Annotated in this window: 18 protein-coding genes; 9 read left to right on the top strand and 9 right to left on the bottom strand. The window is 70.1% G+C overall.

Going from position 1 to position 19,037, the window contains the following annotated elements:
- Positions 1 to 8 precede the first annotated feature (8 nt).
- From cydB to cydC, 3 genes are read left to right on the top strand one after another with little or no spacing between them, the layout of a single operon-like run.
- On the top strand, positions 9 to 1,025 hold the full coding sequence (gene cydB, locus CGU34_RS04160) for a cytochrome d ubiquinol oxidase subunit II (protein ID WP_100813355.1): 1,017 nt from the start codon (positions 9 to 11) through the stop codon (positions 1,023 to 1,025).
- 3 nt (positions 1,026 to 1,028) lie between these two features.
- On the top strand, positions 1,029 to 2,798 hold the full coding sequence (cydD, locus tag CGU34_RS04155) for a thiol reductant ABC exporter subunit CydD (protein ID WP_100813354.1): 1,770 nt from the start codon (positions 1,029 to 1,031) through the stop codon (positions 2,796 to 2,798).
- A complete protein-coding gene (gene cydC / locus CGU34_RS04150) occupies positions 2,795 to 4,474 on the top strand; it encodes a thiol reductant ABC exporter subunit CydC (RefSeq protein ID WP_232711528.1) in 1,680 nt (559 codons plus the stop codon). Before cydD ends, cydC begins: the two co-directional genes overlap by 4 nt.
- 3 nt (positions 4,475 to 4,477) lie before the next feature.
- Here cydC and CGU34_RS04145 read toward each other — a convergent pair whose 3' ends face one another.
- The 5 genes from CGU34_RS04145 to CGU34_RS04125 are packed head-to-tail and all read right to left on the bottom strand — an operon-like array spanning position 4,478 to position 8,247.
- Positions 4,478 to 5,086: a GNAT family N-acetyltransferase gene (locus CGU34_RS04145; protein WP_100813352.1), complete on the bottom strand. Its 609-nt coding sequence runs from the start codon at positions 5,084 to 5,086 to the stop codon at positions 4,478 to 4,480.
- Positions 5,083 to 6,225, bottom strand: coding sequence for a sulfate/molybdate ABC transporter ATP-binding protein (locus tag CGU34_RS04140; protein WP_100813351.1), 1,143 nt, complete (start codon positions 6,223 to 6,225; stop codon positions 5,083 to 5,085). Before CGU34_RS04140 ends, CGU34_RS04145 begins: the two co-directional genes overlap by 4 nt.
- Entirely contained in the window at positions 6,222 to 7,046 is an 825-nt protein-coding gene (locus CGU34_RS04135) for an ABC transporter permease (RefSeq protein WP_198517676.1), read from the bottom strand. Before CGU34_RS04135 ends, CGU34_RS04140 begins: the two co-directional genes overlap by 4 nt.
- The gene (gene modA / locus CGU34_RS04130) at positions 7,043 to 7,858 is read right to left on the bottom strand and encodes a molybdate ABC transporter substrate-binding protein (protein WP_100813350.1); all 816 of its coding nucleotides are present in this window, start codon (positions 7,856 to 7,858) and stop codon (positions 7,043 to 7,045) included. The genes CGU34_RS04135 and modA overlap by 4 nt, the downstream gene beginning before the upstream one ends.
- Complete coding sequence (locus tag CGU34_RS04125) at positions 7,855 to 8,247, bottom strand: TOBE domain-containing protein (protein WP_100813349.1); 393 nt, start codon at positions 8,245 to 8,247, stop codon at positions 7,855 to 7,857. The genes modA and CGU34_RS04125 overlap by 4 nt, the downstream gene beginning before the upstream one ends.
- 234 nt (positions 8,248 to 8,481) lie before the next feature.
- On the opposite strand from CGU34_RS04125, the gene CGU34_RS04120 reads away from it, so the two are divergent.
- The 6 genes from CGU34_RS04120 to CGU34_RS04095 all read left to right on the top strand — a co-directional run bounded on the left by CGU34_RS04120 (position 8,482) and on the right by CGU34_RS04095 (position 13,907).
- Positions 8,482 to 9,642, top strand: coding sequence for a ThiF family adenylyltransferase (locus CGU34_RS04120; RefSeq protein WP_100813348.1), 1,161 nt, complete (start codon positions 8,482 to 8,484; stop codon positions 9,640 to 9,642).
- Positions 9,639 to 10,874: a molybdopterin molybdotransferase MoeA gene (locus CGU34_RS04115; protein WP_100813347.1), complete on the top strand. Its 1,236-nt coding sequence runs from the start codon at positions 9,639 to 9,641 to the stop codon at positions 10,872 to 10,874. Before CGU34_RS04120 ends, CGU34_RS04115 begins: the two co-directional genes overlap by 4 nt.
- On the top strand, positions 10,871 to 11,347 hold the full coding sequence (gene moaC / locus CGU34_RS04110) for a cyclic pyranopterin monophosphate synthase MoaC (RefSeq protein ID WP_036301200.1): 477 nt from the start codon (positions 10,871 to 10,873) through the stop codon (positions 11,345 to 11,347). The genes CGU34_RS04115 and moaC overlap by 4 nt, the downstream gene beginning before the upstream one ends.
- Positions 11,323 to 12,234, top strand: coding sequence for an NTP transferase domain-containing protein (locus CGU34_RS17320; RefSeq protein WP_157811220.1), 912 nt, complete (start codon positions 11,323 to 11,325; stop codon positions 12,232 to 12,234). The genes moaC and CGU34_RS17320 overlap by 25 nt, the downstream gene beginning before the upstream one ends.
- Positions 12,234 to 12,467 carry a MoaD/ThiS family protein gene (locus tag CGU34_RS04100; protein WP_036301206.1) on the top strand — a complete coding sequence of 78 codons (234 nt, stop codon included), beginning with the start codon at positions 12,234 to 12,236 and terminating at the stop codon, positions 12,465 to 12,467. Before CGU34_RS17320 ends, CGU34_RS04100 begins: the two co-directional genes overlap by 1 nt.
- Before the next feature lie 171 nt (positions 12,468 to 12,638).
- Positions 12,639 to 13,907: an HNH endonuclease signature motif containing protein gene (locus tag CGU34_RS04095; protein WP_157811219.1), complete on the top strand. Its 1,269-nt coding sequence runs from the start codon at positions 12,639 to 12,641 to the stop codon at positions 13,905 to 13,907.
- Between the two features lie 105 nt (positions 13,908 to 14,012).
- Here CGU34_RS04095 and CGU34_RS04090 read toward each other — a convergent pair whose 3' ends face one another.
- The 4 genes from CGU34_RS04090 to CGU34_RS04075 are packed head-to-tail and all read right to left on the bottom strand — an operon-like array spanning position 14,013 to position 18,994.
- On the bottom strand, positions 14,013 to 14,459 hold the full coding sequence (locus CGU34_RS04090) for a molybdenum cofactor biosynthesis protein MoaE (RefSeq protein ID WP_198517675.1): 447 nt from the start codon (positions 14,457 to 14,459) through the stop codon (positions 14,013 to 14,015).
- On the bottom strand, positions 14,456 to 14,929 hold the full coding sequence (locus CGU34_RS04085) for a MogA/MoaB family molybdenum cofactor biosynthesis protein (protein ID WP_232711527.1): 474 nt from the start codon (positions 14,927 to 14,929) through the stop codon (positions 14,456 to 14,458). The genes CGU34_RS04090 and CGU34_RS04085 overlap by 4 nt, the downstream gene beginning before the upstream one ends.
- 36 nt (positions 14,930 to 14,965) lie before the next feature.
- A complete protein-coding gene (locus CGU34_RS04080) occupies positions 14,966 to 16,537 on the bottom strand; it encodes an SDR family oxidoreductase (protein ID WP_100813343.1) in 1,572 nt (523 codons plus the stop codon).
- 9 nt (positions 16,538 to 16,546) lie between these two features.
- Positions 16,547 to 18,994: an FdhF/YdeP family oxidoreductase gene (locus CGU34_RS04075; protein ID WP_100813342.1), complete on the bottom strand. Its 2,448-nt coding sequence runs from the start codon at positions 18,992 to 18,994 to the stop codon at positions 16,547 to 16,549.
- Positions 18,995 to 19,037 lie beyond the last annotated feature (43 nt).

Raw genomic sequence — 19,037 nt, 5'->3', positions numbered from 1 at the left:
GCATCGACATGGACCTCGCCTACCTCTGGTTCTGGATCATCGGATTCTTCTTCATCGGGTACTTCCTGCTCGACGGGTTCGACTTCGGTGTCGGGATGTCCCTGCCCTTCCTCGGCAAGGACGACATCGGACGCCGCCAGATCATCAACACGATCGGGCCCGTCTGGGACCTCAACGAGACCTGGCTGATCGTCGCGGGCGCGGCTCTGTTCGCCGCGTTCCCCGAGTGGTACGCCACGCTCTTCAGCGGCTTCTATCTCGCTTTGCTGCTGATCCTCCTGGCGCTGATCCTGCGCGGGGTCTCGTTCGAGTACCGGCATCAGCGCGACAGCCTGCGCTGGAAGAAGGGATTCGACACGATGATCGTCGTCGGATCCGCCGTGCCCGCCCTGCTCTGGGGCGTCGCGTTCGCGAACATCGTGCAGGGTGTGCCCATCGATCAGGACTTCGAGTTCACCGGCACGCTGCTGACGCTGCTCAACCCGTACGCGCTTCTCGGTGGCGTGACGACCCTGCTGCTGTTCTTCACATACGGCGTGAGCTTCGTGGCGCTGAAGACCGACGGCCAGGTGCACGACGATGCTCGCAAGCTCGCCACCCGCTCGGGATTCCTCACCATCATCGTCGCGGCCGCGTTCCTGCTCTGGACGGTCATCGCGCACCCCGAGGTTCCGGTCATGGTGTTGGCGATCGCCGCGGCCGTGTTCCTCATCCTCTCGGTCGGCGCGAATCTGCGTGATCGCGAGGGGTGGGCCTTTGGCTTCGCCGCCGCGACAGTCGTTTCGGCCGTCGGCACGCTGTGGTTCGCCCTCTATCCCTACGTCATGCCCTCGACGACGGATCCCGCGTTCAGCCTGACGATCGAGAACGCCTCGAGCACGGACTACACCCTGACGATCATGTCGTGGGCCGCGCTGGTCTTCCTCCCCCTGGTGCTGGCGTACCAGGGCTGGACGTACTGGGTGTTCCGCCGCCGTGTTTCGCGCTCACACATCGAGAGCGCCGCGGAGGCAGCAGCGCACTGACGCATGGACACCGGAATCATCGGAAACCCCGGTATCTTCGACAGCGCTGTGACTCAGGATCAGGATGTCTCGGATGCGCCGTCGGCGCGGACGCCACCCGTCGACCCCCGACTGCTGAAGTACGCGACGGCGTCCCGGGCATTCTTCGCGATCATCGCGGCGATCGCCCTGCTGCAGACGGCCGTGATCGTCGCCTTCGCATGGCTTCTCACGCGAGCGATCGTCGGCGTCATCGAGGGAATGCCCGCGTCGGATCTCGCGGCGACGCTCGGGGCGCTCGCGGGGGTCGTCGCGCTGCGTGCCCTGCTCGCGTGGGTGCGGGAGCGGAGTGCCGCGGGCGCCGCGGCACGTGTTCAGTCCCAGCTACGCGCGGGGTTGCTCGATGCGATCGGGGCGCTCGGACCCGGATGGCTCGACGGTCGTAATTCGGCGAAGCTCGCCCTGACCGCGGGTCATGGACTCGACGCACTCGAAGCCTACTTCGGACGATACCTGCCGCAGCTCGTCCAGACGGCGATCGCGACCCCGGTGATCATCCTCGTGATGTGGTGGCAGGACTGGATCAGCGGTCTGACCGTCCTGCTGACGATCCCGCTGATCCCGATCTTCATGATTCTGATCGGTCTCGCGACGCGGGCGGTGCAGAAGCGACAGTGGGGCACTCTGCAGCAGCTGGCGGCCCGTTTTGCCGACACGGTCGAAGGGCTCGGCACGCTGAAAGTCTTCGGACGTCAACACCGGGCCGCAGCATCCATCGCGTCGGTGACAGAAACGTACCGCGTCGAGACCATGCGCGTGCTGCGGGTGTCGTTCCTATCCGGCTTCGCCCTCGAGTTCCTCGCGAGCATCTCGGTCGCGATCATCGCCGTGTCGATCGGGTTCCGCCTGGTCGATGGGGCGTTGCCGCTCTCGATCGGCCTGTTCGTGCTGCTTCTCGCACCCGAGGCGTACGTGCCGCTGCGTCAGGTCGGCGTGCAATTCCACGCCGCCGCGGAGGGGGTGGCGGCGACCGACGACGTCTTCGCGGTCCTCGACAGCGCGAAGGTGCCCGTTCTGCCCGCGAGAGTGCCCGTTTTGCCCGCGAGAGTGCCCGTTCCCGGCACTCTCGACGCCGAAACGGGCACCCTCGGCCGCGAAACGGGCACTCTCGCGCTGCAGGGCGTGCGGGTACGACGCGGGGATCGGATGCTCCCCGCGGTGACGTTTACCGCAGCTCCCGGGCAGATCGCGCTGATCGAGGGGCCGAGCGGAGCCGGCAAGACAAGCCTGGTCGCGGCCCTGCGCGGCGCGGCCGAGTGGGAGGGCAGCGCGACGCTCGGAGACACGGATCTGCGGGACATTTCTCCTTCGACCTGGCTCGCGTGGGCCGGACAACAACCCGGCCTCATCGCGGGGACCGTTACCGACAACGTCACCCTCGGCGACCCGACGCCCGACCCCGCCCGTGTCGACCGAGCGCTCGCGCTCGCGCAGGCGGACGGCATCGACGCATCCCTCCCCCTCGGTGTGCGGGGTGCAGGGCTCTCGGGGGGCCAGGCACAGCGTGTCGCGGTGGCTCGCGCTCTCTACCGGCACCTCGCGGGACGTGCGCCGGTGATCGCGCTCGACGAACCGAGTTCGGCTCTCGATGCCGCGACCGAGGCCGCCCTCTGGCGGAGCCTGCGTGGCATGGCGGATGCCGGGGCCACCATTCTGCTCGTCTCGCACCGCCGGAGCGCACGCGAGATCGCCGATGTCATCGTCGCCCTGCAGCCCGCGGGGGTGACCCGATGACGGCACCGCCCGCCCCGACCATGGGCACCACGTCGGCCGAGGTGCTGCGTGGCGCCATGCCGCCCGCACGCCGCTTCTGGCCCGCCCTCGCATCCGGCTTTCTCACCGAGGCCTCCGCCGTCGCGCTCCTCGCGGTGAGCGCGTGGCTGATTGTCCGAGCCAGCGAACAGCCGCCCGTCCTCTACCTCTCGGTCGCCGTCGTGGGCGTGCGTCTCTTCGCGCTCACCCGGGCGAGTTTCCGCTACCTGGAACGACTGACGGGACACGACGCGGCGCTCCGGCAGCTCGCGGCGACCCGCAGCGGCCTGGTCCGCCGGTTGATCCCGCTCGCCCCCGACGGCTTGGCACGAACACGCCGCGGCTCGGTTCTCGGCGCCCTCGTCGACGATGTCGATGACCTGCAGAACTTGCCCCTGCGCGTCGTCGAACCCCTCGCAGGGTCCGCTCTCGTCGTCATCGGCTCCGTCGTGCTCGTGACGATCGTCTATCCACCCGCCGGGCTCACACTGGCGGCCTGCCTCGTCGCCGCGGGGCTCGTCGCAACGCTCTGGGGCTGGGGGGTCGGCGGCCGGGCCGAGCGATCCATCGCTCCCCTGCGCGCGCGGCTCACCGATGCCCTGCTCGATCATTTCGGTTCGCTCGACGTGCTGGTGGCGTACGGCGCCCAGTCGGCCAGCCGTGAGCGGATCCGGTCCGCCGACGCCGCGGTGCGTCGCGCGGTCGTCCGTCGCTCGGTCGCCCAGGCAGGAACCACGGCGCTCGTCACACTTCTGGCGGGGGCGGCATCACTTGCAGCGGTCGCGGTGGCAGCACCGGCGGGGCTCGATGGCCCCTGGCTGGCGGTCATCGTGCTGGTGCCGATGGCCGTCTTCGAGGTCTTCTCGTCGGTGCCGCTCGCCGCCGCGGCCTGGCGCCAGGTGCGGGCCAGCGCCACACGAATCGCGGGGGCCCTGCCCGACGCACTCCCCTCGGGGCTGGTCGCCGAATCCGTCGCGCCTACCGGAATCGCTCCGCCGCTCGGAGCCGGTCTGAACCTGCGGGATGTCTCGGCCCGCTGGCCGCACGCCGACGGCCCGGCACTCCGCGGAGTCGACCTCGATGTCGCCCCCGGCGAGCGCCTGCTGGTCGTGGGGTCGAGCGGTGCGGGCAAGACCACGCTCGCGCACGTGCTCGTGCGCTTCCTCGATTGCGGCGGAACGTACGAGATCGGCGGCACACCCGTCGGCCAGATCGCGGGCGACGACCTGCGCCTGACGATCGGGCTCTGCGAGCAGCGGCCCATGCTCTTCGATGAGAGCATCCGACAGAACCTCTTGTTCGCACGCGAGACGGCGACGGATGCCGAGCTCGAAGCATCCCTCGATCGTGTCGGCCTCGGCACCTGGCTGCGCGAGCGCGGCGGGCTGGATGCCCGCGTCGGCGAGCGGGGTGCCCTGGTGTCGGGCGGTCAGGCGCAGCGGATCGCGCTCGCCCGCGCGCTGCTGCGCGAGTTCCCCGTGCTGGTGCTGGACGAGCCGACCGCCGGGGTCGACGCCGAGGCATCCGATGCCCTCCTGGAGGACCTGCTCACGGCTGTGCCCGCCGACAGGGCGGTCGTGTTGATCTCGCACGTCACCGTGCCAGACGGACTCGTCGACCGGGTCGTGCGCCTGGAGCATGGCCGCACAAGCGCCTGAGGGCTACAGGATCATCCCGAACGCCCGCGCGCCCTCGTCCGAGGGCAGGGCTTCGAACCCCACGCGCGGGTAGAACGCGACGGCCCCGGTGTTTGCGGAGCTCGCGATGAGGTACAGCCCCGTCACTCCTGACGCCCGCAACTTCTCGGCGAGGATCCGGATCAGCGAGCGCCCCAGTCCGCTGCCCTGGGCTTCGGGAAGGAGGTCGATGTGCAGGTGCGCCGGGTAGCGAGCCGCGTGCTCTTCGGCGCCCGCCCGGAGGCCATCGGCGTGGGCCACGAAGTGCGCATCTCGCGGGTCGAGCGCACCCGTGGCGTCGGCGTAGCGGGTGCGGCGGGCGGGCCACCACTCCTGCCGGAACCATTCGTAGAAGGCATCCGTGTTGGGTGCAGCGACGATGTACCCCGCGACGCCATTCGGGCCATCGACCACGAAGGCGAAATCCGGGTGCCTCGTCACATACGGCAGGACGAACAGATCGGGCAGGAGCGAGTCCGACGAGTACTGCCCGGACGCGTCCGCTCCCGCGTCTCCGGTCCCCACGCAGATCTCCGCGAGCCGCCCCTCATCGCCGACGAGAAACGGGCGGATGGCATATGCCGTCTGGTTCATGCGCCCGCCGGGGGCGCGAACAACCGCACGACCGCGGGCTCGACTCGGACCCGGACGGGGGCTCCCGGCGCAAAGCCCGCGTCGACGATGTCGTCGGCCGAGACATCAGCAGCGACGGCCGGTTCGGCGGTGTGCACACGTGCGCCCGCCGGCGTCTGCTCGACGCGGACGACCCGCGCGAGCCACGTTCCCGGCGTCGATTGCTCCTCCGCCGCGAGCCGCAGCGCGCCCGTCCACGTGGACTCGACGGCGCGTTCCAGGCGCACATCCGATGGCCGGAACACCGCGGCCAGGGGCGCGCCCTCCGCGGCGGACGCTGCCAGCGACACGTCGTCCGCGGCCCCGATGAGCACCTCGGGGGAAGCGGACCGCGCACGCCAACGCCCATCGTGGGCGACGCCGTGGATCAGATTCACTCCCGCCACCGTCGCCACGAAGCGCGTGGCCGGGGCCCGAAGCACGTCACGGACCGCCCCGTGCTGGGTGACACGCCCGCCCTCGACAACCATCAGGCGCGTCGCGAGGGCCGCCGCATCAACGGCGTCGTGCGTCACGACGACCGCGGTCGCGTGTGTCGCCGCGAGCTGATCGTGCAGCATGGCGCGGACATCGGCAGCCGTCTCGGGATCGAGCGACGTGAGCGGTTCGTCGAGCAGCAGCACCTGAGGCGAGGTCGCGAGCGCACGTGCGATCGCGACCCGCTGCTGTTGACCACCCGATAGTTGAGCGGGCCGACGGTCGCCCATTCCCGGCAGGCCGACGCGCCACAGCCAGTCGTCCGCATCGCCGAGCGCCACCTTGCGATCGATGCCGCGGGCGCGGGGACCGAACGCGATGTTCTCACGCGCCGTCAGGTGCGGGAACAGACGGGCGTCTTGACCCAGAAGCACCGCGCCGCGCTGGGCCGCCGGGATGTGCCGACGCGGTCTCGCGACGGATGCGACATCCCGTTCGCCGATCCGGATGTTCCCCTCGCTCAACCGGGTCAACCCCGCGATCGCCGCGAGCAGGGTCGACTTGCCCGCCCCGCTCGGGCCCATCACGGCCACGACCTCACCGGGCGCGCACGCGATCTTCGCCTCGAGCCGGAAATCTTTACGCGTCACGACGATGTCGGCGGCGAGCGCTGCGCCGGTCATCCCGCGACCCCCGTCGTTCCGCGACTCGGACGCCAAGCGCGCACGAGCAGCAGCACCAGAATCGCGGTCACGAGCAGGAGAAGGGAGAGGGCGACGGCGGTCCCCTGCCCCACCCCTGAACCGTTGAAGGCCGTGTAGATCGCGAGGGGCATCGTCTGGGTCACGCCCGGTGCATTGCCGGCGAACAGCGCTGTCGCCCCGAACTCCCCGATCGCGCGAGCGAACGCCAGGATCACGCCGGCAACCAGCCCGGGCGCGGCGAGGGGCAACGTGACCCGCCAGAGGATCCGCCATCGACCCGCCCCGAGCGTCGAGGCGGTGCGCTCGAATTCGACGCCCGCTGTGCGCATCGATCCCTCGAGGGCGAGCACGAGGAAGGGCAGCGCGACGAACGTCTGCGCGAGCACGACCGCGGTCGTCGAGAAGGGGATCTGGATGCCCCAGGTCTCCAGCGCCTGTCCGAGAGGGCCGGTGCGTCCGAACAAGAAGAGCAGCGCGACCCCGCCCACCATCGGCGGCAGCACGAGCGGCACCGTCACGATGACGCGCAGCAGCGCCGAGATGCGCGGACCCGAACGGGCGATCACGAGCGCGAGCGGAACGCCGAGGATGACGCAGATCCCGGTGGCGATGATTCCGGTGCGGAGCGACAGCCAGAGCGCGTCGAGCGCCACGGGCGATGTGATGTCGGCCCACAGCGTCGACCACTCGACCCGGGCGACGAGCGCCCCCAGGGGCACGATCAGCAGCGCGAGGCCGAGAACCGCCGGGAGAGCGAGGATCGGTGGGACGAATCCTCCCGTGGCGCGGGCAAGCCTCACGGCGTCCCGAACCCTGAGTCGGCGAGGATCTTCTGCCCTCGGGCACCCAGCACGAAGCCGACGAACGCTGCGGCTGCCTCGGGGTTGGCGGCGTCCGCGAGCGCGGCGATCGGATACCTGTTGACGACCTCCGCCGCTCCGTCGGGCACGATCGACTCGACGTCGTCGCGGTCGACGACATCCGTCCGGTAGACGAGCCCCGCGTCCGCCTCGCCCGTCGCGACCTTGGTCAGGACCGCCGTGACGTTCTGTTCGACGCTCACGGGCTGGACCTCGACGCCGGCACCGGCACCGGCAGCGGCGAGCAGCGCTGTGGAAGCGGCGCCGCACGGCACCTCGGGAGCGCACAGGACGATCGACAGATCGGGGTCCGCCAGGTCACCGAGCGATGTCACTCCCCCCGGGTTGCCGGCGGGAACGACGATCACGAGCGTGTTGCTGGCGAACAACTCGGCGGAACCGGCGACCAGCCCGGCGTCTTCAACGGTCGTCATGTTCGTCTCGTCGGCCGCCGCGAAGACGTCCGCGGGCGCTCCCTCGACGATCTGCCGCGCGAGTGTGCTCGATCCGTCGTACACGAGGGGAAGAATATCGACCCTGGGGTTCTCCGCCTCGAACTCCTCGGCGATCCGGTCGAATGCCGTCGCGAGCGAGGCCGCCGCGTAGACGGACAGAGTGCCCGAGAGTTCCCCGGAATCGGATGCCTCGGGCTCCGACCCGGGCGTCGCCGCGCATCCGGCGAGGGTGATCGCGGCGGCTGCGGCCAGCGCGGCAAACCGCGCCGGCCCCCGCACAGCGCCGCGTGCACTCATTCGCGCGGGGCTTCGACGATGACGTTGGTCGCCTTGACGACGGCCACCGCGAGGGATCCGACCTCGAGGTTCATCTCGCGAACGGCCTCCGCCGAGAGTAGAGACACGACGCGGTGCGGGCCCGCCTGAATGTCGAGCTGGGCCATGACGCCGTCGAGCTGCACGTGCGTCACGAGCCCCACGAAGCGGTTGCGGGCGCTGGAGAGGATGTCGGTCGGGTCTGCGGCGGCGCGGGCGAGCTCGACCGCGCGGGCGGCGAGTTCCGGGCCGGGGATCTCGGCGGGCGTGGCACCCGTGGTGGGGAGCAGCTCCTGCTCGACCCAGCGGCGCAGGGTGTCGTCGCTCACCCCGAGCAGCCGTGCCGCCTCGGCGATCTTGTAACTGCGCATCTCCCGATCCTAGCTCCGCATTTGCGTGTTTGTCTCGGCATTATCTCCGCTCGTGCGGATGCAGCGTGCCTCCGCCCGCGCGACGCCCTCGGCTCACCCGGTGCCGTCCGCACGATCCATCCGGCGACACCCCGCGACGGGCCCGGATGCACCGGCGTGTCGGCGACCTGTCGTGCGGACGGCACGGCGATCCCGGCCGCCCCGACCGCTCAGCCACCGGATTACCCTGGGCTCATGCCTCTCCCACCCCTCGTCGAGCCCGTCGCCGCCCTGAGCGAGAGCGAGCGCGCGCGCACCGTCCGGCACGCCAGCCTCGCCGGGTTCGGTGAACTCGGACAGCGTCGGTTGCGAGCCGCGCACGTCGCGGTCGTGGGCGCCGGGGGGCTCGGCTCGCCCGTCCTGCTCGCCCTCGCGGCCGCCGGGGTCGGCACGCTCACGGTCATCGATGACGATGTGGTCGAGGCATCCAATCTGCAACGTCAGGTGATTCACTCCCTCGCGGATGTCGGCGAACCGAAGGTCGACAGCGCCGCCCGACGGATCGCGGGGCTCTCACCCGAGACCCAGGTGGACGGCCGGAAGACCCGCATCGACCCCGCCAACGCGAAGGACCTGCTCGCGGGGGCCGACCTCGTGATCGACGGCAGCGATACCTTCGACACGCGCGAGGCCGTCGCGGCAGCCTGCGAGGCGCTGGGCACGCCGCTCGTGTGGGGCACGGTGCAGGAGTTCGCCGCCCAGGTCACCGTTTTCTGGAGCGCGCCTCCCGCGGGCACGGACCCCATTCGCCTTGGTGACCTCTACCCCTCGGGAAGCGTCGGCTTCGTGCCGACCTGCGCCGACGTCGGTGTGCTGGGGGCGCTCTGCCTGCAGGTGGGTGGCCTGATGGCGATCGAGGCGATCAAGCTCATCGCCGGTATCGGCGAACCCCTGCTCGGCCGTGTGCTCGTGATCGACAGCCTGCGCGCCCGGCAGCGCGAGGTGCCGCTGCGTCCCGCTGGTGCCGAGGCATCCGTCCCGCCGGCACCTTCCTCCCCCGCCGCGACACCGCCGATCCTCGAGATCTCGGCGCACGGACTGAGCGCAGCCCTCGCCGCAGGCACAGCCCCGACGATGATCGACGTACGGGAACAGCACGAACTCGCGAGCGGCACGGTCCCGGGCTCGCATCACCTTCCCCTGGGCGCCGTACTCGCCGACCCGAACGCATTCGCGGAGACGATCGGCGGTCCCGTCGTCGTGATCTGCCAGGCCGGTATCCGGGCCACCCGGGCGGCGCGAGCGTTGGCCGCCGTCGGCGTCGAGGCGATCGTGCTGACGGGCGGGATGGATGCCTGGGCGGCGTCCGACCTCGCGCGCCACCTCGCGACCTCCCTCACGACGGCTGACGCATGAGCCTCCGCACGGTCGAAGAGCACCTCGCCGAGATCCTCGCCGCCGTCAGCCTGACCGACACCGTCGACCTCCCGCTGGCCGCGGCATCCGGTCGCACCCTCGCCGCGCCGGTCCTCGCGCGCGTCGATATCCCCGTCTTCGACAATTCGGCGATGGATGGCTTCGCCGTTCGTTTCGCCGACGTTCGGTCGGCGACGGCCGAGGCGCCCGTGGCCCTCCGGGTCGTCGCCGATCTGCCGGCGGGCACGGATCTTGATCCCCCGCTCGGTCCCGGCGAAGCGGCCCGCATCATGACGGGGTCGCCCCTGCCCACGGCCGCCGATACGGTCGTGCCGTTCGAGGACACGGTCGGCGGCCTCGACGATTCCCTGGATCAGGCGGTTGTGCTCGTCGCGCCACGTGCGGACGGCGCCCACGTGCGGCGGCGCGGCGGCGACGCCCACACCGGTGACGAGATCATCCCCGCAGGCGTTCCGCTCAGAGCCCTGCAGCTGGCGGCCGCCGCCGCGGCGGGCGTGCCGCGCGTATCGGTCTGCCGCGCACCGCGCGTGGTCGTCCTCTCGACGGGCACCGAGCTCGCCGAACCCGGCACCGAGCTCCGCCGCGGGCAGATCCCCGAGTCCAACTCGGTGCTGCTGTCGGAACTCGCGCGTGAGGCCGGAGCCGACGTCATCCATGTCGGAAGCGTCGGGGATGACGAAGACGACTTCCGCGCTGTCCTGGCTTCCGCCGTCGACGCGGATGTCGTGATCACGTCGGGTGGGGTGAGCGCCGGCGCTTACGAGGTCGTCAAGAACGCCTTCGGTTCGGATGCTGCGATCTCGTTCGTGAAGGTCGCGATGCAGCCCGGCAAGCCGCAGGGCTTCGGAGTGCTGCCCGGGGGCGCATTGTTCTTCGGATTGCCCGGCAACCCGGTCAGCTCGGCGGTGTCGTTCGAGACCTTCGTTCGTCCCGCCCTCTTCGCGATGCAGGGACGCACGGACCTGCATCGTCCGCTCCTGCGACTGCCCGCATCCGAGGGCTGGTCGACCCCGCCCGGTCGCCGTCAGTATCTGCCGGCGGCGATCGATCGCACCGACCCCGCACGCTGGACCGTCCGCCCGGCAACGGCGGGTGGCTCGGGCTCGCACCTGGCCGGCGGTCTCGCCCGCGCCGAGGCCTACGCGATCGTGGCGGCTGAGCTCTCGCGAGTAGAACCCGGCGACGCGGTCGATGTCATGCTGGTGTCATGAGCTTCACCCATCTGGATTCCTCCGGTAATGCGCGCATGGTCGACGTCACCGACAAGCAGCCGACCGTGCGGTCAGCGACAGCCCGCGGATTCGTGCGCTGCGCCCCCGAGGTCGTCGCGTCGCTCCGCGACGGCAGTGTGCCGAAGGGCGATGTGCTCGCCGTCGCCCGCATCGCGGGCATCCAGGGCGCCAAGCGCTGCGCCGAGCTGCTCCCCCTCGCGCACATCATCGGCGTGCACGGCGCATCCGTCGACCTCGTCGTCGAAGACAGGGGCGTCGCCATCGAAGCGACCGTCCGCACCGCCGACCGCACGGGCGTCGAGATGGAGGCCCTCACGGCCGTTTCGGTCGCCGCGCTCGCGATCGTCGACATGGTGAAGGGACTCGACAAGTCGAGCTCGATCGAGAACGTCCGGATCACGGCCAAAGAAGGCGGACGATCGGGATCGTGGAAGCGCCCCGGCGAGGCGTGACGCCCGGCGGGTTCGACGCGATCGTCCTCGCGGGCGGACGGGCGTCCCGATTGGGCGGCGCGCAGAAACCACTGCTCGAGGTTGGCGGCACCGCTCTCCTGACCCGAACGATCGCCGCGGCGCGTTCCGCGGGCGCGGAACGGATCATCGTCGCGGCAGAGCAGATGCTCGATGACCCGCGGGTGCAGTGGGTCCGCGAGGACCCGCCGTTCGGCGGTCCGGTCGCGGCGATCATCGCCGCTCTCCCCCGCGTCGAGGCCGAGTGGACGCTCGTGCTCGCCTGTGACCTACCCGGAGTCGATCAGGCGCTCGCGCTGCTGCCGCTCGACGCACCGAATCAGGATGGGGCGCATCTGACGGATGCGTCGGGTCGGTCGCAGTGGCTGACCGCCCTGTACCGGACCGCCGCCTTGCGCGATGCCGCCGCATCCGTGCCCGATAGCGGACGCGACGCCCCCGTCCGAGCCCTCGTCAGCGGGCTGCGCCTGGTGGCGGTCGAAGCGCCCCTGGCCGCGACCCGGGATGTCGACACGTGGGAGGATCTTGAGTGGGCTCGTCGTCTTTCGGACGCGCCCGGAGAGGACGTCACTGTGTCTGAATCAAAGACGCCGCCTGAAGGGTCTGACCGCACCCTTCCGCCCGAGGCGCTGGATGAGTGGGCGAATGCCCTCGGCGAGCGCTTCGAACTGGCGAACGACGACGTCCACGTCTCGCTCATCCTCGATCTGGCGCGCGATGTGGCGAACGGTGTGGCTCGTCCCGCCGCGCCCGTCAGCGCGTTCGTTGCCGGACTCGTTGCCGGCCGGGCCGGTGGTTCACCCGAGTCCGTGCGCGAAGCCGTCCGCGCGATCACGGAACTCGCCGAAAAGTGGGCGGAGAAGCGCTAGTGGCGCGCGTCCGCTATTTCGCCGCCGCCGAAGAGGCCGCCGGCCGCGAAGAAGAGGTACGTTCCGAGCCGACGCTCGGTGACCTCCGTGCCGCGCTCACGAACGATTACCCCGAGCTGGGACGCATCCTTCCCCGCTGCGCCGTGCTGGTCGGCGGTTCCCGGGCGGGCGACGACGAAGCGCTCGCGAGCGATGTGCTCGTGGACGTTCTGCCCCCCTTCGCCGGGGGCTGAGTCGCGAACAGGTCACTGAGCTTGTGCCTCACGGACACTGAGCCTGTCGAAGTGACCCGCCGCATCGCCTCCCCGAAGATGTGAGAACTCTCATGTTTTCGGCGTAGTTCCGGGCTGAAATGGGCGCTTTTTGCCCTTCGGATGTCGGAGGTCGCCCGTAGAGTTTCGAACATGTATTCGATCATTCGCGAGGTCGACACCGAGTTCCGTGAACTCGCGCACGACATCGACGAAGCGCGCGCCGCGGTCGCGCAAGCCCAGGCCGCGGAAGCCCGCGTGTTCGCCCGCGCAGCCGCCGTCGGGGCGCGTCGGGTAGCAGCACTCGGCTCGCCCTCCTCCCGCGAGGCGGAGCTACCGCTGCGGGCACTGGCGGCAGAACTAGGCGCAGCTGCGCGCATGTCCGATCGGACCGTGCAACGCCACATGAACGACGCCGCCACCCTGACCGAGAAGTTCCCCGCCACATTCAACGCCTGGGAACAGGGACGAGTCAACACCGGGCACGTTCGCACGATCATGGAACACGGCCTGCCCCTCACGGACCCCGACGCGCGTGCCCTGTTCGAAACTGAAGCGCTCCTGCGTGCCGAAGAAACCACGCCGGGACGGCTGGGGGCGTCGCTCGCACGGCTTGCGGAGTCGTTGCAGCCTCGGACCTTGACCGAACGGCATCAGGAGGCGCGGGCGTCGCGGGGTGCGAGTGTGCGGGACATCGGGGACGGAATGGCGGAGTTCAGCACCATCCAGCCCGCGGTGCTTGCGCACGCGATGCACGACCGTCTCACCCAGCAAGCAAAAACGCTGAAGAACGCCGATCCGACCGACACTCGCACGCTGGATCAGATCCGGGCCGACCTCGTCGCCGACATGCTCCTCACGACGACCCCCACAGTGGAGACTGGTGCGGGGCTCTCGGACGGTTTCGGCGGACTGGGCGCGATCCGCGGGATCGTGAACGTTACCGTCCCCGCTCTCGCGCTGGCCGGCGTGACCGACGAGCCGGCCGAGTTGGTCGGGCGGTGCCCGATCGACCCCGCCACCGCTCGTCAGCTCGCCGGACACGCCACCGGGTGGGATCGGGTCTTGGCTGACCCGATCACCGGGTGTGTTCTCGCCGTCGACCGCTACACGCCCTCGGCGGACATGAAACGGTTCCTGCGGGCGAGGGATCAGCACTGCCGGTTCCCCGGATGCCGGCAACCCGCCCACCGGTGCGACCGCGATCACACCCTCGACTACGCCCTGGGCGGCGAAACCAGCACCTGCAACCTCGCCTGCCTCTGCAAGCGTCACCACACCCTGAAGGGCGAAACCGCCTGGTCGGTCCGCCAGCTCGGCGGCGGAGTTCTGGAATGGACCTCGCCCGGCGGACACGTCTACATCGACAGGCCGCCTCCAGCGATTTACTTCGTCCCGAACACGGATCCACCCCCGTTCTGAAGCACGCCGCTGCGCCCTCCGGTCACTGAGCCTGTCGAAGTGACCCGCCCCACCCTGCCCGCGGTCACTGAGCCTGTCGAAGTGACACGCAGCACTACGAGCGACTCAGCCGCCGAGGCCCTTCCATGCGGTTGTGCCGTCGGCCTCGACCTGACGCTTCCAGACCGGCAACTCGGACTTGATCGCCTCGATCACCGTGCGGCTGACCTCGTAGGCCTCCGCCCGGTGGGGCGAAGCGACGGCAATGATGACGGCGGCGTCGCCCACACTGAGCCTCCCGATGCGGTGGCTGACGGCGACGATCGCCTCGGACGATCCGATCGCCTCGGACGCGATCCGGTGCAGGGTCATCTCGGCGTCGGGGTGAGCGGTGTACTCCAGCGCGACGACGGCACCCGAGGCATCCGGATCGTGATCGCGAACGCGGCCGACAAAGGTCGTCACCGCACCGGCCGACGCGTCCTCGACGGCCGTGAGATGGCTACCGAGCTCAATCGGTTCGGTGCTGATGCGCGCCAGGCGCACACCGTCCGCACTGTGCGTGTCGGTCACGTGTGGTCCCCTCCGGCAAGTTGGTCGATGACATGGCGCGCGATCGACAGGATGACGGGGATGCCCGAGCCGACGGCCGCGGTGGAGCCGGGCAGATTCACCACGAGCGCCCCGCCACCGTCAGCGTCGACGACCCCGGCCAACCCGCGCGACAGCATGCCGCCGGGTTTCTCGGATGCGCCGATGCGACGAAGTTCCTCCGCGATGCCGGGGATCTCCCGCGTGATGACGCGAGCGGTTCCCTCCGGCGTCACGTCGCGTGGACTGACACCCGTGCCACCGGTGGTGACGATCAGCCGCGCGCCCTCGGCGAGTGCAGCGCGCAACGCCGACTCGACGCTGTCGGCGCCATCCGGCACGATGACGGGATCGGCACAGTCGAAACCGCCCACCCGCAGACCCGCGACGGCCGCGGGGCCGCTCCGGTCCTCGCGCAAGCCCGCAGCCGAACGGTCTGAGACCGTGATCACGACTGCACGATACGGGTTGGCGTTCACCCGCCCAGCCTATTCGGCGTTCGCGGGGGCGGCGCCGGCCGTCGCCTGCTCGGCGGCCGCCACGATCCGGGCCGCCATCCCGGCGAAGATGAACCCGTGGAACGGCAGCACCGCGATCCAGTACAAGCGGCCCGAGAGCCCGCGGGGGAAGAACACCGCACGCTGCTCGTAGCGCGATCCCGCACCCTCGGGGACGGCCTTCATCTCGAGCCACGCAAGGCCGGGCACCTTCATCTCGGCGCGCAGGCGCAGGACGGATGGCTCATCCCGGCCCCCGCGCTCGAGAGACTCGACGCGCCAGAAGTCCAGGGCATCGCCGACGGCGAGGCGGTCGGGGTTGCGGCGACCACGCCGGAGTCCCACTCCGCCGACGAAGCGGTCCATCCATCCGCGCACCGCCCAAGCGAGCGGCCACGAGTACCAACCGCGCGTGCCGCCGATGCCCTCGATGACGCGCCAGAGCGACTCGGCCGAGGCCGACGTCTGGGCGACGCGCGCGTCGGTGAACACCGTGCGCCCCGACCAGTCCGGGTCGGCGGGCAAGGGATCGCTCGGTGCGTTGTGGACCGCCGCGTCCAGCCAGCTGGTCTCGATGACACCCTCGCGTTCACGACCGAGAGCCAGGGCGACCGCGCGACGATACGGCGTGAGCCCACCCTCGGGCTGCGGGATCAGGTCGTCCACGTCGTGATTCGCCATGACGCAGTCATTCTGCAGCGACTCGACGAGGGGACGTGCGAGCGCGGCCGGGATGGGGGTGACAACGCCGACCCAGTGCGAAGCCAAGCGAGGCGTCAGCACCGGCAGCGGTGCGATGGGACGCTGCGGTAGGCCCGCCTCGACCGCGTAGCCGTTCATCATCTGCCCGTATCGCAGGACGTCAGGTCCGCCGATGTCGACGGTCCGCGATACCTCGGGATCGACCCGAGCGGCACCCAGCAGATAGTGCAGGACGTCCCGCACGGCGATGGGCTGAATGTGGTTGCGCACCCATTTCGGCGCCGGCATGTACGGCAGCACCTCGGTCAGGTGGCGCACCATCTCGAACGACGCGGAGCCCGATCCGATGACGACGCCGGCCTGCAGCACGAGCGTCGGCACGCCGCTGTCGAGCAGCGCCTCGCCGACCTCCACCCGGGAACGCAGGTGGCGCGAGAGCTCGACGTCCTGGGGATGCAGGCCTCCGAGATAAACGATGCGTCGCACGCCCGCCTCGGCCGATGACGACGCCACAGCACGCGCGGCGGCGAGGTCGACGTCGGCGAAATTCTTGCCCGCCGCCATCGAATGGACGAGGTAGTAGAGCACGTCGACGTCCTCGACGGCCCGAGTCACGGCCTCGGGGTCCGCGGCGTCACCCACGACGACTTCGACGTCGGAGCCCCACTCGTACGCGGCGACGCGGGATGCCTGGCGCGCCAGGACGCGGACGCGATAGCCCGCCGAGATCAGGCGCGGCACGAGGCGCGCCCCGATGTACCCCGTCGAGCCGATCACGAGAGCGCGCGGCGCCTCGCCATCCGGGCGCGGTGACGCCTGCAGTGCATCTTCACGGCCGGTGGGTGTTGCGAGGGCGCTCACCTCTTTACTTTATGCAACGTCCCGGTGCTCGAGGCGGATGATGACGGACTTGGATGTCGGAGTGCCCGAGACATCCGCCGTCGAATCCAGGGGCACGAGCACATTGGTCTCCGGATAGTACGCCGCCGCGTTGGCGCGCGGGGTGCTGTACGCGACGATGCGGAACTCCTCGGCCCGGCGCTCCTCGAGCGTCCCGTCCGGCCGACGCCACTCCGAAACGAGGTCGACGATCTCGTCTTCAGCGAAGCCGAGCGCGGCGATGTCGTCGGCGTTGACCATGACCACGCGGCGCCCGCCGTGGATGCCGCGGTACCGGTCGTCCTTGCCGTAGATCGTGGTGTTGTACTGATCGTGCGAGCGGAGCGTCTGCAGCAGCAGTCGCCCTTCGGGGATGATCGGGTACTCGAGGTCGTTGACCGTGAACATGGCCTTGCCGGTCTCGGTCGCGAACGACAGCTCATCACGGGGACCGTTGGGCAGGTAGAACGTCCGACCCTTGGCGATGCGACGGTCGTATTCCTCGAACCCGGGGATCACGTGCTCGATGTGCAGCCGGATCTGCGAGTAGTCGCGCTCGAGAGCGGCCCAGTCGGCGCGCGGGTAGTTCGCGGGGGTTCCGGCCTCCGGCGGGTCGGTCTTCGGTTCGCGCTCCTCCTGCGGCGAGCGCTCCGGATAGCCGCGATCATGGTTCCCGTTGTGCACCGGCGGCTGGCCGGACGGGTCCGACGACGGATCCGGGCGAAACAGCAGACCCGAAAGTCGCGTGAGAATCGCCACCTCGCTCAGCATGTCCTCGGCGGGGGGCACGAGCCGCCCTCGCGAGCCGTGGACGGCACCCATCGAATCCTCGACCGTGACGCGCTGCTCGACTCCGCCGCGGACGTCGCGGTCCGTGCGTCCGAGCGTCGGCAGAATGATCGCCCGGCGTCCCGTCACGAGGTGCGAGCGGTTGAGCTTGGTCGAGACCTGCACGGTCAGCTCGGTGCGGCGGAGAGCCGCCTCGGTGACTGCGGTGTCGGGCGTCGCGCTGACGAAGTTGCCCCCCATGCCCATGAACACGCGAACCCTGCCGTCGCGCATGGCCCGGATCGCCTCGACCGTGTCGTAGCCGTGCTCGCGCGGCGCGCTGAAGCCGAACTCGGCGTCGAGGGCGTCGAGGAACGCTGTGGACGGCTTCTCGTAGATGCCCATCGTGCGGTCGCCCTGGACGTTCGAGTGGCCGCGCACGGGGCAGACCCCGGCGCCGGGACGCCCGATGTTGCCCTGCAGCAGCAGAACGTTGACGACATCTCGCAGCGTCGCGACCGAGTGCTTGTGCTGGGTCAGGCCCATCGCCCAGCAGACGATCGTCGCCTTCGACAGGCGAACGCTCTCGCCCACTTCGCGGAGTTCCTTTTCGGAGACGCCGGTCGCCGTGACCAGCTCGCTCCACGGCACCTGGCGGATGAAGGCGTCGAACTCGGCGAAGCCGCTCGTGTGCGCCGCGATGAACGCTCGGTCGATGACGCCCTCGGCCTCATCGGATGCGTCGTCCGCCTCGATGAGGTGCTTGGCGATGGCCTGGAACAGCGCCTGGTCGCCGCCCAGGCGGATCTGCACGAACTGATCGGCGAGCTTCGTCCCGCCGAGAACCATGCCCTTCGGCGTCTGCGGATTCTCGAAACGCATCAGCCCGGCCTCGGGCAACGGGTTGACGGCGATGATCTTCGCGCCGCGCTCCTTGGCCTTCTCGAGCGCGCTCAGCATGCGCGGGTGGTTGGTGCCCGGGTTCTGCCCGGCCACGATCAGCAGGTCCGCCTCGTGCATGTCGGTGATCGACACCGTGCCCTTGCCGATTCCGAGCGTCTGCGTGAGCGCCGAGCCACTCGACTCGTGGCACATGTTCGAGCAGTCCGGCAGGTTGTTCGTACCCAGCCCGCGCACGAGCAACTGGTAGAGGAACGCCGCCTCGTTCGACGTGCGCCCCGAGGTGTAGAAAACGGCCTGGTCGGGATCGTCCAGGCTCGAGAGCTCATCGGCGATGGTGCGGAGCGCGTCGTCCCACGAGATCGGTCGGTAGTGCGTGGCGCCGTCGTCGAGGATCATCGGATGCGTCAGCCGCCCCTGCTGCCCGAGCCAGTAGTCGTCGTGCCCGTACAGGTCGGCGATCGAGTGCTCGGCGAAGAAGGCCGGCGGAACACGGCGGATCGTCGCCTCTTCGGCGACGGCCTTCGCTCCGTTCTCGCAGAACTCCGCAATGTGCCGCTTGTCCTCTTCGGGCCACGCGCATCCGGGACAGTCGAAACCGTCCTTCTGGTTGACCTTCAGAAGCGTCTGCGCCGTACGCGCGACACCCATCTGATCGACCGAGATCTGGAGGGCGTGCAGCACCGCCGGGATGCCGACCGCGACCTTCTTGGGGCGGGTGACATGCACGCGGGACTCGTCGATATCTGATGCGGGGGGCTTCGTCGCCATAGCGCCATCGTACGCCGACTCAGGGCGGTGTACCTCTGTCGAT

Source organism: Microbacterium lacus, from assembly GCF_002812805.1.
Classification (GTDB): domain Bacteria; phylum Actinomycetota; class Actinomycetes; order Actinomycetales; family Microbacteriaceae; genus Microbacterium; species Microbacterium lacus_A.
The sequence above is the reverse complement of the archived record's forward strand: the minus strand, read 5'-3'. Positions and strand labels throughout refer to the sequence as shown.